Origin of the sequence: Kitasatospora sp. NPDC057198 (assembly GCF_042670125.1) — a bacterium.
GTDB lineage: Bacteria > Actinomycetota > Actinomycetes > Streptomycetales > Streptomycetaceae > Kitasatospora.
Genome location: NZ_JBHUWH010000177.1, coordinates 1 through 14,625, shown reverse-complemented (window position 1 = coordinate 14,625; position 14,625 = coordinate 1). Strand labels below are relative to the sequence as shown.

The window sequence follows — 14,625 nt, the reverse complement described above, 5'->3', positions numbered from 1 at the left end:
ACCGCGACCCGCGCGCCCGCGTTCCGGGTCAGTGGTGCGCGGCCGTCCCGGCGGCGGGGCGCCTGGGCAGCGCCAGGGCCGGCAGCAGGGCCAGCGCGCTGAAGCCCAGCGTCCACCAGAACGCGCTGCCGAAGGCGGGCACCAGCTGCGCGGCGGCGTGCGTGCCGGCCCGCACCTCGGTCACCACGGCGTCCGGCCCGGCCTGCTGCTGGTAGCTGCGCTGCAGCACCAGGGAGAGCAGCGCGGTGCCGATCGAACCGCCCACCCGCTGCGAGATGTTGACGATGCTGGTGGCGTCGGGGATCCGCACCCGGTCGAGGCCGTGGTAGGCGGCGACCAGGGTCGGGACGAAGGTGGCGCCGAGCCCGAGGCCGCGCACCAGCAGGACGCCGCCGAGCCACACCTCGGAGGTGTCGGACTCCACGAAGGCGTACGGCAGGGTGCCCAGCAGGGCCAGCACCATGCCGACCGGCACCACCTTGCCGGCGCCGTACCGGTCGGTGAGCCGGCCCGCCCGCGGGGCGATCAGCACGGCGCCCAGGCCCTGCGGGGCGAGCAGCAGGCCGGCCGCCATGGCGTCCTGGCCGCGCAGCAGCTGCTGGTACAGCGGGAAGAGGAACAGCGCGCCGAACAGCGAGGCGCCGAGCAGGAAGGAGGTGGCCGCGGAGGCGGCCACCGGGCGGTGCCGCAGCAGCCGCAGGTCGACCAGCGGCGCGGTGGTGCGGCGGCGCAGCGCGTGCAGCACGAAGCCGCCCAGCATCAGGGCGCCGACCAGGAGTTCGCCCGCGGCGCGGGTCGAGGAGAAGCCGCTCGGCCCGCCGGCGTCCAGGAAGCCGAGGGTGAGGACGGCCAGGCCGGGCGAGAGCAGCAGCACCGACAGCACGTCCAGCGGGGCGCGGGTGGTGGACTCGTCGCGGGGCAGCAGCTTGGCCGCCAGGCCCAGTGCGACCGCGCCGAGCGGGAGGTTGACGTAGAACAGCCAGGACCAGTCGAGGTGGTCGACGATCAGGCCGCCGAGCAGCGGGCCGAACACCGGCGAGAGCATGCCCGGGACGGCGGCCATGCCCATGACCCGGCCCATCAGCTTCGGGCCGGCCGCGCGCGCCAGGATGTTCTGCGAGAGCGGCAGCAGCATGCCGCCGCCGAGGCCCTGCAGGGCGCGGAAGGCGATCAGCGACTCGGCCGACCGGGCGAGGCCGCACAGCGCCGAGCCGACCACGAACACGGTCAGCGAGGAGAGCCACATCCGGCGCGCGCCGAACCGGGACACCCCCCAGCCGACCAGGGGTATGACCATCGAGAAGGCCAGCAGGTAACTGGTGGTCACCCACTGGACGGTGGACAGCGGGGCGGCCAACTCCTCGCCCATCGCCCGGAGTCCGACCGAGACGATGGTGGTGTCGAGGGTCGACATGACGACGCCGAGGCTGACCGCCGCGCCCAGCACGAGCAGGGAGCGCGGTAACGCCTCCGGCGCGGTTCCGGCGTCCTCGGCGTCGCCGGGCCCTGCCGATTTCGAGTTCACATCCGACCGATTGGCGGCCATGCGGCGCTCCGCTCCGTGACGGCGACGCGGCGAATTGCGTTCCGCCGCATTCGAGGTGGTGTGCCCGGCTCATTCCGCGGCGTATCCGCACGGCGGCGGGCTGACGCCGCGTCACTCTAGCGCACGGGCAGGCCGGTTGAGGAGGGGCGCATTCGCTCCCCCCGGGGAATGCGCGCCGAATCCGGCCTTTCCCCGGCCCCCCTCCGGCGGGCCCGGCCGTCCTGGATGCGGTTTCGAGCGGACTTCTAGCCGCGCCCGGCAGGCTCGCCGCGGCTAGGTCCAAGAAGCCGTCGCGCACCGGTGCGGCGCCGCAGCGGAAAGGGCGGACGATGTCCACAGAACCAGCGCACGTCATGGTCGTCGGGGCCGGGCCGTCCGGACTCACCCTGGCGCACGAACTGCTGCGGCACGGCGTCCGGGTGCGGCTGGTCGACGCCGCCGCCGGCCCGTCGCCGACCAGCCGGGCCCTGGCCACCCACGCCCGCACCCTCGAAATCTACGACCAGATGGGAATCCTTCCGGACCTCATGCCGAAAGGCCGGAAAGTCCAGAAGTTCACGCTGCACCAGAATGGCCGGAAACTCGCCGCACTGGACGCGGACTACTCGCAACTGACGACGCGTTATCCGATGACCGTGATGGTCGACCAGGCCATTACCGAACGGGTGCTGCGGGACGCCGTCTCCCGGCTCGGCGTCGAGGTGGAATGGGGCACCCGGCTGCAATCCCTGGAACACGGCCCCGACGGCGCCACCGCCGTCCTCGACCGCGCCGACGGCACCCGGGAAACGGTGCGCGTCCCCTGGCTGGTCGGCTGCGACGGCGGCCACAGCACGGTGCGCAAACTGCTGGGCCTGACCCTGGTCGGCGACTCCAGCGAGACCTGGCTGATCGCCGACGCCGTGCTCGACACCGACCTGGACGACCGCTCCATCCACTGGCTGCGCACCCGCTACGGCTCGCTGATGGCGGTGCCCTTCCCGGAACAGGGCAAGTGGCGCCTGCTGGACACCGCCGACGCCTCCTACGACGGGGACGCCGACGCGGTCGGCGCGCGCTTCGCCGAACGGCTCTCGCTGGGCGTCGGCCGGCCGGTCAGGGTCGAGCGGCCGACCTGGGTGTCCGTCTTCACCATCCAGCAGCGGATGATCCGCTCGATGCGGGCCGGCCGCTGCCTGGTGGCCGGCGACGCGGCCCACGTGCACAGCCCGGCCTCCGGCCAGGGCATGAACACCGGCCTCCAGGACGCCTACAACCTGGCCTGGAAGCTCGCCGCGGTGGTCCGCGGCGAGGCCGCCGAAGCCCTGCTGGACACCTACTCGCAGGAGCGGGTGCCGGTCGGCGCCGCCCTGCTCGGCTCCACCAACCGCGCCACCCAGCTGATCCAGCTCAAGCACCCGGTGGCGGCGTTCGTGCTGCCGGTGATGTTCAAGGTGGTCAGCACCTTCCCCGCGCTCCGCTCGAAGGTCTCCCGGAAGATCATGCGGGCGATGTCGGCGCTCGACCTCAGCTACGCCGACAGCGCGCTCAGCCACCCGGCGACCGCGCCCGGCGCCACCGGCCCCGCCCCCGGCCGCCGGCTCTCCGAACTGGCGGAGGCGGACCTCGCCCGGCCCGGCTTCGCCGCACTGGCCGGGGAGCTGCGCACGGTCGGCTGGAAGCTGCTGGTCGGCGGCGGCCGCTCCGCCCTCGACGGCACCCTCGCCGGGCTGGAGAAGCGCCTCGGCGACTGGCTCGCGGTCCGCACGGTCGACGACCCCGGCGCCGGCCCGGCCGCCCTGCCCGACCCGGACGGCGCACTGCGCCGCCGCCTCGGCCTCACCGCCGCGGGCGACTGGGTGCTCGTCCGGCCGGACGGCTACGTCTCGGCCCGCGGCGGGGCCGGCGAGCGGGCCCTGCTCGCCGCCGCGCTGACCGCGGCCACCGCCGGGCTGGTCACCGACCCGCTCCCCGGCACCGGCACCGACACCGGCACCGACCGAGCCGACACCGACCGAGCCGACACCCACCGACCCAGGAGCTAGAGATGGACTTCGGACTCGCCGGCCGCACCGTCCTCGTCACCGGCGCCACCCGCGGCATCGGCCGCGCCACCGCCCGGGCCTTCGCCGCCGAGGGCGCCCGGGTCGCGATCGGCTACGGCAGCGACGAGGACGCCGCGCGGGCGCTCGCCGCGGAACTCGGCGCGGCCGACGGCCGGGCGCTGGCCGTCCGCTACCGCCTCGGCGAGCCGGACTCGCCGCAGCGGGCGGTCGCCGAGGTCGAGGACCGCTGGGGCCCGGTGGACGTCCTGGTCGGCAACGCGATGATGCCGGGGGCGCTGCGGCCCCGCGGGGCCCGGTTCGAGGACCACGACCCGGCCGAGTGGGCCCCCTTCGTCGAGCAGAACACGGTCGGCACGCTGCGCACCGTGCAACTGGTGCTGCCCGGGATGCGCCGCCGCGGCTGGGGTCGGGTCGTCCTGGTCTCCTCCCTGGTGGCCCGGCTCGGCAAGCCCGGCCGCGAGTACTACGGCACCGTCAAGAGCGGCCTGCACGGGTTCGTCCGCAGCCTGGTCTGGGACCTGCACGGCACCGGAGTGCTGGTGAACCTGGTCAGCCCCGGACTGACCCTGACCTCCGACGTCCGGGCGGCGCTCCCCGAGGAGCTGCGGGCCGGCGAGCGGGCCGCCACCCCGAGCGGCGTGCTCAACCGCCCGGAGGACGTCGCGGCCGCCGCCCTCTTCCTGGGCTCGGCGGCCAACGGCAACATCACCGGCGAGGAACTCGTCGTCGCCGGCGGCCGCTGACCCGCGCCGGCGGCGGCCCCGCCCCCGCCCCCGTCGCACCACCGACACCGCCACCGCGAACGAGAAGAGGAGCACGAGGGGTGCGGAAGATCCTGTGGACGGCGCTGCGCCGCACGGTCGTCGCGCTGGGGTGGCTCGGGCTGTTCTTCAGCCCGAGCCTGCACTCCCTCTGGCTGCCCGGACAGGACACCTTCCCGTTCCCGGCGCCGGAGGAGGAGGGGGAAGGGGAGGGGGAGGAGGAGCCGGCCGGCCCGCCGCCCGGCCACCCCGACCGGCGGGGCATGGTGCGGTTGAGCCGCGAGGAGTGCCTGGCCTGGGCCGAGCTGAACGCGCGCCTGCTGAAGTGAACGGCATCGGGCGAATGGTCGAAATGCCCTGAGTGTCCGAGTATGTGAGTCTGGTCACAAGCTGTTCCGCCTCCGCCCGCATCCCCCTGCGGACGGCCGTCGGGAGGACCTGCTTTCCATGCTCGCTCGCCGCCGCCCCGGGCCCGCCGCTCCGGTCCGCCCCACCACCGTCCGCCCGCCCGCGCTGTGCCGCTGGGCGGCCCTGACCGGGGCGGCGCTCCCGCTGCTGCTGGCCGCCCCGGCGCTGGCCGCCGACCCGGCGGCCGAGCCGCGGCAGCAGGCGCAGACCCAGCTGGACGCGGCCCGCGCGCAGGCACGCGAGCAGCTGGACGCGGCGCGGCAGCAGGTGGCGGGGCAGGCGGCGGAGGCCACCCGGCCGCCGGGCGGGGCGATATCCGTGCCGCCCGCGCCGTCCGTACCGCCGGTGCCGCCCGTTCCCTCCGCGCCGTCCACGCTGTCCGTGCCGCCGGTGCCGCCGCTCCCGGCCGGAGGGTCGGCCACGACGACGGCTGGCGCAACGGCGGTCGCGACGCCGACGGCCACCCGGAGCGCCGCGTCCCCGGTGGTGCCGTCCGTCCCGGTGGGGACCGAGCAGCCGGGGGAGCCGGGTGAGTCGCCTCCGCCGTCCCCGTCCCCGATCTCTTCCCCGACCTTTTCCCCGCCCCCCTCCCCGTCGGCCTCGCCGACCCCTCCGCCCGTGCCCACCCCGGCGGAGCCCTCGGTCTCCTCGGCCTCTCCGGCCTTCCCGGGCGGAGTGCCGGAGCGTCCCGAGCCGTCGTCCGCCGCTCCCGGGCACGGGCGGCACCAGCAGCCGGTGGTGCCGCTGTTCCCGGCGGAGCCGTGGACGCCCCCGCCGACGGGCGGCCCCGACGGCCCCGACGGCCCCGACGGCGGGCAGCCGGCCGGGCCGGGCCGGGGCGCGGGGGAGGACGGGGACGCGGCCTCCGCCCTGCCGGACCCCGGTGCGGGCCCCAGCGCGGACCGGGGCGTGGACCGGGGCGCGGACGCGAACGAGCAGGCGGACGGCGGTGCGGGCGCGCAGGAGTCGGCGGTGGCGGGCGGTCAGCTGGCGGCCGGCCCGGTGGTGCCCGTGGTCCCGGTGGTGTCCGGACCGCACCACTGGGGCGACCCGTCCGCGCGGCAGCTGCCGCTGGGCGTCGGCCTGGGGATGATCGGTCTCGGCCTGGGGATGATCGGGCTGCGGCTGCGCCGGAGGTAGCGGAGCACCGCCCGCCGGTGGCCGGTGGCGGCCGGCGCCGCTCGGAGCGGGACGATCGGTGGGCCGGCCGCGTTGACCTCTCCGGTGCACGGAGCATATGAAGGAGCTATGACCAACCCGATGAACGAGCGGTCGCAGCAGGATCCCTACCAGGCGTCACAGGCGTCGGGCGGGAGGTCGGAGGAGAGCCCGAAGGTGCTGATCGTCGGGCCGGACGGGATGGCGGTGGGCACCGCGCCGGCCGGCGGGCTGGGGCGGGGCGACGAGGACGACGAGCCGCGCGAGCTGCCGGTGACCGAGATGGTCGAGCAGCCGGCGAAGGTGATGCGGATCGGCAGCATGATCAAGCAGCTGCTGGAGGAGGTCCGGGCGGCGCCCCTCGACGAGGCGAGCCGGGCCCGGTTGAAGGACATCCACGCCAGCTCGATCAAGGAGCTGGAGATGGGTCTGGCTCCGGAGCTGGTCGAGGAACTGGAGCGGCTCTCGCTGCCGTTCGCCGACGACAGCATCCCGACCGAGGCCGAACTGCGGATCGCCCAGGCGCAGTTGGTGGGCTGGCTGGAGGGCCTGTTCCACGGCATCCAGACCGCGCTGTTCGCCCAGCAGATGGCGGCGCGGGCGCAGTTGGAGCAGATGCGGCGGGCGCTGCCCCCCGGTCTGCAGGGCGCGGAGGGTGACCACGAGGAGGGTCCGGGCCGCGGGATCCGCTCCGGTCCGTACCTGTAGCCCTACCCACGGTGGGCTTGCGGGGGCCGCGTTTCGGCGCGGCCCCGAACCGCTACCCTGACCGGTGTCCGGAGTAGTACCGCGCGCCGAGGGGGAGCTGGGACGATGACAGAGGGCACCACCGAGGGGTACTCGCTCGGGCACGGCCGGTACGTGCTGCAGCGGCTGCTCGGGCAGGGCGGCATGGCGTCCGTCCACCTCGCCCACGACACGGTGCTTGACCGTCAGGTCGCGGTGAAGACGCTGCACACCGAACTGGGCCGGGAGGACTCGTTCCGGGAGCGGTTCCGGCGCGAGGCGCAGGCCGTGGCACGCCTCCAGCACACCAACATCGTGTCGGTGTTCGACTCCGGCGAGGACGTCGCGCCGGACGGGTCGACCACGCCGTACATCGTGATGGAGTTCGTCGAGGGCCGTTCGCTCAAGGACGTGCTGGACGAGCAGGTGACCGCGCTCGGCGCGATGCCCAACGAGCAGGCGCTGAAGATCACCGGCGCGGTGCTGGCGGCCCTGGAGGCATCGCACGACCAGGGGCTGGTGCACCGCGACATCAAGCCGGCCAACGTGATGGTGTCCACCAAGGGCGTCGTCAAGGTGATGGACTTCGGCATCGCCCGCGCCCTGCAGTCCGGCGTCACCTCGATGACGCAGACCGGCATGGTGGTCGGCACCCCGCAGTACCTCTCGCCGGAGCAGGCGCTCGGCAAGAGCGTGGACGCCCGGTCCGACCTCTACTCGGTCGGCTGCATGCTGTTCGAACTGCTCAGCGGGCAGCTGCCGTTCGACGGCGACTCGGCGTTCTCGATCGCCTACAAGCACGTGCAGGAGACCCCGCCGGCGCCGTCCACGCTGAACCGGGCGGTCACCCCGGAGATCGACGCGCTGGTGGAGCGGGCGCTGCGCAAGGACCCGGCGCACCGGTTCCCGACCGCGGAGGCGATGCGCGAGGAGCTGGAGCGCGTCCTGTCGGGGGCGCAGGGCGGCGGCAACACGCCGTTGCAGGCGTCCACCCCGCTGGTGATCGGCGAGGGCCCGCGCTCGGTGCACGCCGCGCCGTCGCTGACCAACTTCCCGCCGGTGCAGCCGCAGCAGCCGTACCCGGGCCCGCAGACCCCGCCGCCGTACGCGGCGCCGACCCCGCCGCCCTTCCCGCAGGTGGCGCAGACCCCGCCGCCGTTCCCGCAGCCGGCCTTCCAGCAGCCGTTCCCGCAGACCACCCCGGCGCCCTTCCCGGCCCAGGTGCAGGCCCCGATGCAGGCCCCGCCGATGGCGATGCCGTACGCGGCGCCCGCCCAGCGCAGCGGCTGCTCGACCGCGGCGATCGTCATCTGCGTGATCGCCGGCGTACTGCTGCTGGCGTTCGTGGTGATCGTCGTCGTGGTGGCCAGCGCGAACCCCTGAGTCCCGGGCGCAACCGGTCAACACGCTACTCGAACCCGCTCGTCGGGCGGGCCCGCACCGTCCGATCCGACCCCCGCGTGCGCCGTCGCGTTCCACGCCGGAGGGCGCGAGACGGTAGCGTGCTGGGGAAGAACCGACAGGGCGAGCGCACGCCGAGCGGCTGCCCGGGGCGAGGAGCGATGGGTCAGAGCGAACGACCGGACGACGACGGGGACCAGCGGTGGGACGTGCCCGGCGAGGGCGTCCCGGGCGGGGACGCGGACCGGTCCGGGGAGGCCACCGGCCCCACCGAGGCGATCCCGTCCGGGCCCCGAACTCCCGGCCGCGGCAGCGCCGTTCCGTTCCCCACGGTCGGCGACGGCCGCTACCGGCTGACCCGGCGGCTGGGCCGCGGCGGGATGGCCGAGGTGTTCGCCGCCCAGGACATCCGGCTGGGCCGCACTGTCGCGGTCAAGCTGCTGCGCTCGGAGCTCGCCGAGGACGACACCGCCCGGCTGCGCTTCACCCGCGAGGCGCACGCCGTCGCGGCGCTCAACCACCACTCGATCGTCGCGGTCTACGACACCGGCGAGGAGCAGCACGGCGGGGAGTCCACCCCGTACATCGTGATGGAGCTGGTCGAGGGCCGCACCGTGCGCGAGCTGCTGGTGGACGAGGAGGCGCCGCCGGTCGACCAGGCGCTGATCATCACCGCCGGGGTGCTGGAGGCGCTGGCCTACAGCCACCGGCACGGCATCGTGCACCGCGACATCAAGCCGGCCAACGTCATCATCACCACCACCGGCGCGGTCAAGGTGATGGACTTCGGCATCGCCCGGGCGCTGGCCGGGGGCGCCACCACCATGACCCAGACCGGCATGGTGATGGGCACCCCGCAGTACCTCTCGCCCGAGCAGGCCCTCGGCAAGGCCGTCGACCACCGCTCCGACCTGTACGCGGCCGGCTGCATGCTCTACGAACTGCTCGCCCTGCGGCCGCCGTTCGTCGGCGAGACGCCGCTGTCGGTGGTCTACCAGCACGTCCAGGACGCGCCGGTGCCGCCGTCCCGGACCAACGACCGGGTGCCGGCGCCGCTGGACGCGCTGGTGCTGCGGGCGCTGGAGAAGAACCCGGACGACCGGTTCCAGAGCGCCGACGAGTTCCGCGCCCACGTGCAGCACGCGCTGCGGCAGATGCACGGCGCGGCCGGCGCGGGCTTCCCGGCGGGCGCCGCGGGCCTGGCGGCGGCCGCCGCGGCCGGGGCCTGGGAGCACACCCCGCCGCCCGGCTCCGCCTCGCTCACCGAGCCGATGAGCCCGGTCGCGGGCGACACCGGCGCCACCGAGGCGCTGCCGTACCAGGCCACTTCGGCGTACCACACGCCCGCGCAGCCCTACCCGGCGGCCTCCGGGGCGGGCGGCGCCGGCGGCGACGGGGACGGCGAGGAGCCCGGCGGGCCGCACCGCCGCAACCCGTGGGGCTGGGTGCTGGGCGTGGTCGCGCTGGTGCTCGCCGCCACCATCGGGGTCGCGCTGGCGCTGACCGCCAACGACCACAAGGGCACCCCGGAAAAGGAGCAGCAGACCACCGCGCCGGTGTCGACGCCCAGTGCCCCGAGCACCGACGAGCCGGTCGAGCGGCCCACCACGGCGGCGCCGAGCCGGACCCCGAGCAGCAGCACCCACCAGCAGGAGACGCCGACCGGCACGCCCTCGCCGACCACCTCGCGCTCGGCCAGCCCGAGCGCGACGGCCCCGACCGGCGCCTCGCACTCGCCGACGGAGTCGGCCTCGCCGCCGGCCAGCCCGAGCAGCAAGCCCAGCACGGGAGGGACCGCCACCGGGACCCCGACCGGGGGAGCCACCAACCCGGCGCCGGGCGACAGCGCTCCGGCGAACAGGGTGAACCTGCCGCTCGGCCAGTAGCCCGGCCGGGCGGGTCAGTTGGTGAAGGCGTCCATGACCTGCTCGTACTCCTGGCACCACCAGGCCAGTTGCCCGGCGGCGGCCGGGAAGAGCGGGTCGGCGCGGTGGTCGCGGCGCTGGTAGCGCCACTGCAGCATCCACAGGTCGTTCAGCCGCTCCCACCAGACCCGGTGGACGGCGCGGGCGACCTGTTCGGCGTCCGCGGCGCCGGTGGCGCGGTAGGCGCGGGCCCAGTGCCGGACCCGGGGGAGGTCGAGGACGCCGGTGGCGCGGTCGTTGAAGAGCAGGGTGGCGGCCCGGACGGCCTCCTCGGCGACCGGGTGCGGGGCGAGCTTGTCCCAGTCCAGGACGGCGCTGACGGCGTCGCCGCGGTAGAGCACGTTCAGGCCGTGGAAGTCGCCGTGGGTCCAGCCGGTGGGCGGGGCGTCGGCGGGGCCGGGGCGGCGGTGGCGGTGGGCGTCGAGCAGGTCGAGGCGCTGGGCGAGGTGCTCCTCGGCGCGCCGGTCGAAGGCGTCGTAGGGGCGGTGCGCGCGGGCCAGGTCGCGGAGGTCGGCGATGATCCGCCGGGTCTCCCCGGCCTCGGCGCTGAGCACCCCGCCGGGTTGCCGCACCGGGGCGCACACCTCGGCCAGCGCGCCGTGCAACGCCCCGAGCAGCGCGCCGAGTTCGCCGCACCCGGCGGGGGTGAGCCCGGTGCCGTGCCGGTGGTTTCCGGCCACCCACGGGTAGAGCGCGAACAGCCGCCCGCCGTGCGCGGTGACGGTCCGGCCGTCCCGGTCGGCGAGCGGGGCGGGCACCGGCAGGCCGCGGGCGGCCAGCGCGGCGGTGGCGCGGTGCTGGACGGTGATCGCGGGCCGGTTGGCGGTGGCCCGGTCGACGTAGCACTTGAGGAAGTAGCGGCCGTCCCCGGTGTCGACCCGGTAGCCCCGGTTGAGCAGGCCCTCCGCGACCGGTGCCACCGCGGTCGGCGGCGGGACGCGGTAGGCGCGCAGGACCCCGGCCACGGCGGCGTGCGCGACCGGGGGGCTGAGGGTACCGACGGGGGGAGCGGTGGCGTCCGGGCGGGCCGGCGCGAGGGAGAGGGTCTGTCCGTCCGTCACGCACAGAGCGTATTACTCGGCGTGATGGTGACTTGACACAGCGTGTGCGAATCTGCTCTCAGTGGTGCTGGTCGGCCTGCCGCCGGGCCACGTAGGCGGCGGCCTGGGTGCGGCGCTCCATGCCCATCTTGGCCAGCAGGCTGCTGACGTAGTTCTTCACCGTCTTCTCGGCCAGGTGCAGCTCGTTGCCGATCTGCCGGTTGGTCATCCCCTCGCCGATCAGATCGAGGATCCGGCGCTCCTGCTTCGTCAACTGCGCGATCCGCTCGTCCTCCTTCTCGCCCCCGTCGCGGAGCCGGGCCAGCACCCGGCTGGTGGCCACCGGGTCGAGCAGGGACTTGCCGGCCGCGACGTCGCGCACCGCGGAGAGCAGGTCGGTTCCGCGGATCGCTTTCAGGACATATCCGGAGGCCCCCGCCATGATCGAGTCGAACAGCGCCTCGTCGTCGGAGAAGGAAGTGAGCATCAGGCATTTCACCGACGGGTCCTGGGAGCGGATCTCGCGGCACACCTCGACGCCGTTGCCGTCGGGCAGCCGGACGTCGAGGACCGCCACGTCCGGGTGGACCGCCGGGATGCGGTTGAGCGCCTCGGCCGCCGTCCCGGCCTCGCCCACCACCTCGATGTCGCCCTCCATGGAGAGCAGGTCGTGCACGCCGCGGCGGACCACTTCGTGATCATCGAGGAGAAATACCCTGATATGTCCGTTATCCGTCATTTGCAAAGCGTCGCACAAATCGATGTCGGTTACCCCCTTTCGCAGCGGCCCGCGCCCGGATACCGTGCGCTGGTGTCCTGACCGGAACGGGCAAGCCGCGTCATCCCGGCGGTTTCCCGCCGGAGAACAACTAGGACGTCCTAGCGCAAAGGCGCCGAGGGGCGTCGCTGGGTAACGTTCTCGTGAGGGACGCCGTCGGAAAGGGAACACCGCCCGCCCGCACCGGTGCGCACACCCAAGCGCGCCGGCCGGAAGGGCGATCCGGACCGGCCACCGGCGACCCCGGGCGGCCGGACAGACCGAGGAGTGAACGTGACCGTCAAAAGCACGTCGAGGGCGCGCAAGAAGGCCGCCCCCGGCGTCCCCGACCCCGCCCGGGCCGGCATCGGCGCCGAGCCGGAGCTCGTCCAACTGCTGACCCCGGAGGGCGAACGGGTCGAGCACCCGGAGTTCCCGCTCGCGGTGACGCCGGAGGAACTGCGCTCGCTCTACCGGGACCTCGTCCTGGTGCGGCGCTTCGACGCGGAGGCCACCTCGCTCCAGCGGCAGGGCGAACTCGGCCTGTGGGCGTCGCTGTTGGGCCAGGAGGCGGCCCAGGTCGGCTCCGGGCGCGCGATGCGCACCGGCGACTACGCCTTCCCCACCTACCGCGAGCACGGCGTGGCCTGGTGCCGCGACGTGGACCCGCTGAACCTGCTCGGCATGTTCCGCGGCGTGAACCACGGCGGCTGGGACCCGAACGAGAAGAACTTCCACCTCTACACCATCGTGATCGGCGCGCAGACCCTGCACGCCACCGGGTACGCGATGGGCATCACCAAGGACGGCGCGGACGACGCGGTGGTCGCCTACTTCGGCGACGGCGCCTCCAGCCAGGGCGACGTCAACGAGGCGTTCACCTTCGCCTCGGTCTACAACGCGCCCGTGGTGTTCTTCTGCCAGAACAACCAGTGGGCGATCTCCGAGCCCACCGCGGTGCAGACCCGCATCCCGCTGTACCGCCGCGCCTCCGGCTTCGGCTTCCCCGGCGTCCGGGTCGACGGCAACGACGTGCTCGCCGTCCTCGCGGTCACCCGCTGGGCGCTCGACCACGCCCGCAGCGGCCAGGGCCCGGTGCTGGTCGAGGCGTTCACCTACCGGATGGGCGCGCACACCACCTCCGACGACCCGACCCGCTACCGGCAGTCCGAGGAGACCGAGTCCTGGAAGGCCAAGGACCCGATCCTGCGGCTGAAGGCCCACCTGGAGAAGGAGGGCCTCGCCGACGAGGCGTTCTTCGCCGGGATCGAGGCCGAGAGCGAGCAGCTGGGTCTGCGCGTGCGCGAGGGCGTCCGGTCGATGCCCGACCCCGACCCGACCCTGGTCTTCGACCACGTCTACAGCGAGCAGCACCCGCTGGTGGACGAGGAACGCGCCGAGTACGAGGCGTACGCCGCCTCCTTCGAGGGTGGGGAGCACCACTGATGGCCGGCCAGCTCAGCATCGCCAAGGCGCTCAACGAGGCGCTGCGCAAGTCGCTGGAGAACGACCCGAAGACCGTCCTGATGGGCGAGGACATCGGCAAGCTCGGCGGCGTCTTCCGGATCACCGACGGCCTGCAGAAGGACTTCGGCGACGACCGGGTGATCGACGCCCCGCTCGCCGAGTCCGGCATCGTCGGCACCGCGATCGGCCTCGCGCTGCGCGGCTACCGCCCGGTGGTGGAGATCCAGTTCGACGGCTTCGTCTACCCGGCCTTCGACCAGATCGTCTCCCAGCTCGCCAAGATGCACGCCCGCGCGCTCGGCCACGTCAAGATGCCGGTCACCGTGCGCATCCCGTTCGGCGGCGGCATCGGCGCGGTCGAGCACCACAGCGAGTCGCACGAGGCGTACTTCGCGCACACCGCCGGCCTGCGGGTGGTCAGCCCGTCCAACGCGCACGACGCGCACTGGATGCTGCGCCAGGCCATCGAGTCGGACGACCCGGTGGTGTTCCTGGAGCCCAAGCGCCGCTACTGGGACAAGGGCGAGGTCGGCGAGGACCCGATGCTGCCCCTGCACTCGGCGCGGATCGTCCGGCCCGGCACCGACGCCACGCTGATCGCCTACGGCCCGATGGTCAAGGTCTGCCAGGAGGCCGCCCGGGCCGCCGAGGAGGACGGCCGCCGGCTGGAGGTGGTCGACCTGCGCTCGCTGTCGCCGATCGACTTCGCCACCCTGGAGGAGTCCGTCAAGCGCACCGGCCGCGGCATCGTCGTGCACGAGGCCCCGGTCTTCCTGGGCCTGGGCGCGGAGCTCGCCGCCCGGCTCACCGAGCGCTGCTTCTACCACCTGGAGGCCCCGATCCTGCGGGTCGGCGGCTACCACGCCCCGTACCCGCCGTCGCGGGTCGAGGAGACCTACCTCCCCGACCTTGACCGGGTGCTCGACGCCGTCGACCGCGCGTTCGCGTTCTGAGCCGGGGAGCGAAGATGACCACTGATGTTCGCTCGCTCCGCGAGTTCAAGATGCCCGACGTGGGCGAGGGCCTGACCGAGGCCGAGATCCTCACCTGGTACGTGAAGCCGGGCGACGCCGTCACCGACGGGCAGGTGGTCTGCGAGGTGGAGACCGCCAAGGCCGCCGTCGAGCTGCCGATCCCGTTCACCGGCGTGGTCGAGGCGCTGCACTTCCCGGCGGGCACCACCGTCGACGTCGGCACCCCGATCATCGCGGTGGCCGTCGCGGGCGCCGCGCCGGCCGCCGCCGCACCCGCCGCCGCGACCGCACCCGCTGCCGCCGCCGCGCCCGCCGAGGCGGAGCCGGAGCGCCGCGAGGTGCTGGTCGGCTACGGGCCGCGCACCGGTTCGGCGCAGCGCCGGGCCCGGCGCACCAACGGGACGGCCGCCGCCGCAC

At 74.5% G+C, this 14,625-nt stretch carries 13 protein-coding genes; 10 read left to right on the top strand and 3 right to left on the bottom strand.

All coding sequences use genetic code 11. The features are described 5' to 3' along the window. Window positions 1-28: 28 nt before the first annotated feature. Entirely contained in the window at window positions 29-1,546 is a 1,518-nt protein-coding gene (locus ACFUEL_RS20540; protein ID WP_380237835.1) for an MDR family MFS transporter, read from the bottom strand. A 329-nt stretch (window positions 1,547-1,875) separates the two neighbouring features. Here ACFUEL_RS20540 and ACFUEL_RS20535 point away from each other — a divergent pair, with 329 nt between their 5' ends. From ACFUEL_RS20535 to ACFUEL_RS20505, 7 genes are all read left to right on the top strand, one after another. Then, entirely contained in the window at window positions 1,876-3,570 is a 1,695-nt protein-coding gene (locus ACFUEL_RS20535; RefSeq protein ID WP_380237834.1) for an FAD-dependent monooxygenase, read from the top strand. Window positions 3,571-3,572: 2 nt separating this feature from the next. Beyond that, on the top strand, window positions 3,573-4,334 hold the full coding sequence (locus ACFUEL_RS20530) for an SDR family NAD(P)-dependent oxidoreductase (protein ID WP_380237833.1): 762 nt from the start codon (window positions 3,573-3,575) through the stop codon (window positions 4,332-4,334). 80 nt (window positions 4,335-4,414) lie between these two features. Then, the gene (locus ACFUEL_RS20525) at window positions 4,415-4,681 is read left to right on the top strand and encodes a DUF6059 family protein (RefSeq protein WP_380237832.1); all 267 of its coding nucleotides are present in this window, start codon (window positions 4,415-4,417) and stop codon (window positions 4,679-4,681) included. A 118-nt stretch (window positions 4,682-4,799) separates the two neighbouring features. After that, window positions 4,800-5,900 (top strand): hypothetical protein, encoded by a 1,101-nt coding sequence (locus ACFUEL_RS20520; RefSeq protein ID WP_380237831.1) that lies wholly within the window; start codon window positions 4,800-4,802, stop codon window positions 5,898-5,900. A 108-nt stretch (window positions 5,901-6,008) separates the two neighbouring features. After that, window positions 6,009-6,626: a bacterial proteasome activator family protein gene (locus ACFUEL_RS20515; RefSeq protein WP_380237830.1), complete on the top strand. Its 618-nt coding sequence runs from the start codon at window positions 6,009-6,011 to the stop codon at window positions 6,624-6,626. A 105-nt stretch (window positions 6,627-6,731) separates the two neighbouring features. Continuing rightward, the gene (locus ACFUEL_RS20510; protein WP_380237829.1) at window positions 6,732-8,027 is read left to right on the top strand and encodes a protein kinase; all 1,296 of its coding nucleotides are present in this window, start codon (window positions 6,732-6,734) and stop codon (window positions 8,025-8,027) included. A 179-nt stretch (window positions 8,028-8,206) separates the two neighbouring features. Beyond that, window positions 8,207-9,931 carry a protein kinase gene (locus ACFUEL_RS20505; RefSeq protein ID WP_380237828.1) on the top strand — a complete coding sequence of 575 codons (1,725 nt, stop codon included), beginning with the start codon at window positions 8,207-8,209 and terminating at the stop codon, window positions 9,929-9,931. Window positions 9,932-9,945: 14 nt separating this feature from the next. Here the strand turns inward: ACFUEL_RS20505 and ACFUEL_RS20500 are convergent, their stop codons facing one another. Both ACFUEL_RS20500 and ACFUEL_RS20495 read right to left on the bottom strand, forming a co-directional pair. Then, window positions 9,946-11,031 carry a phosphotransferase enzyme family protein gene (locus ACFUEL_RS20500; protein ID WP_380237827.1) on the bottom strand — a complete coding sequence of 362 codons (1,086 nt, stop codon included), beginning with the start codon at window positions 11,029-11,031 and terminating at the stop codon, window positions 9,946-9,948. Window positions 11,032-11,089: 58 nt separating this feature from the next. Further along, window positions 11,090-11,749, bottom strand: coding sequence for a response regulator (locus tag ACFUEL_RS20495; RefSeq protein ID WP_380237825.1), 660 nt, complete (start codon window positions 11,747-11,749; stop codon window positions 11,090-11,092). Window positions 11,750-12,061: 312 nt separating this feature from the next. On the opposite strand from ACFUEL_RS20495, the gene pdhA reads away from it, so the two are divergent. From pdhA to ACFUEL_RS20480, 3 genes are all read left to right on the top strand, one after another. After that, window positions 12,062-13,213, top strand: a complete 1,152-nt coding sequence (gene pdhA, locus ACFUEL_RS20490) for a pyruvate dehydrogenase (acetyl-transferring) E1 component subunit alpha (protein WP_380237824.1) — start codon at window positions 12,062-12,064, stop codon at window positions 13,211-13,213. After that, a complete protein-coding gene (locus ACFUEL_RS20485) occupies window positions 13,213-14,187 on the top strand; it encodes an alpha-ketoacid dehydrogenase subunit beta (protein ID WP_380237823.1) in 975 nt (324 codons plus the stop codon). The genes pdhA and ACFUEL_RS20485 overlap by 1 nt, the downstream gene beginning before the upstream one ends. Window positions 14,188-14,201: 14 nt before the next feature. Next, window positions 14,202-14,625 (top strand): biotin/lipoyl-containing protein (locus tag ACFUEL_RS20480; RefSeq protein ID WP_380237822.1); only part of this gene is annotated, 424 nt, incomplete at its 3' end.

Coding starts and splice junctions, on each gene's coding strand:
- ACFUEL_RS20540 (WP_380237835.1), bottom strand. CDS start 1,546: ATGGCCGCCAATCGGTCGGATGTGAACTCGAAATCGGCAGGGCCCGGC.
- ACFUEL_RS20535 (WP_380237834.1), top strand. CDS start 1,876: ATGTCCACAGAACCAGCGCACGTCATGGTCGTCGGGGCCGGGCCGTCC.
- ACFUEL_RS20530 (WP_380237833.1), top strand. CDS start 3,573: ATGGACTTCGGACTCGCCGGCCGCACCGTCCTCGTCACCGGCGCCACC.
- ACFUEL_RS20520 (WP_380237831.1), top strand. CDS start 4,800: ATGCTCGCTCGCCGCCGCCCCGGGCCCGCCGCTCCGGTCCGCCCCACC.
- ACFUEL_RS20515 (WP_380237830.1), top strand. CDS start 6,009: ATGACCAACCCGATGAACGAGCGGTCGCAGCAGGATCCCTACCAGGCG.
- ACFUEL_RS20510 (WP_380237829.1), top strand. CDS start 6,732: ATGACAGAGGGCACCACCGAGGGGTACTCGCTCGGGCACGGCCGGTAC.
- ACFUEL_RS20505 (WP_380237828.1), top strand. CDS start 8,207: ATGGGTCAGAGCGAACGACCGGACGACGACGGGGACCAGCGGTGGGAC.
- ACFUEL_RS20495 (WP_380237825.1), bottom strand. CDS start 11,749: ATGACGGATAACGGACATATCAGGGTATTTCTCCTCGATGATCACGAA.
- ACFUEL_RS20485 (WP_380237823.1), top strand. CDS start 13,213: ATGGCCGGCCAGCTCAGCATCGCCAAGGCGCTCAACGAGGCGCTGCGC.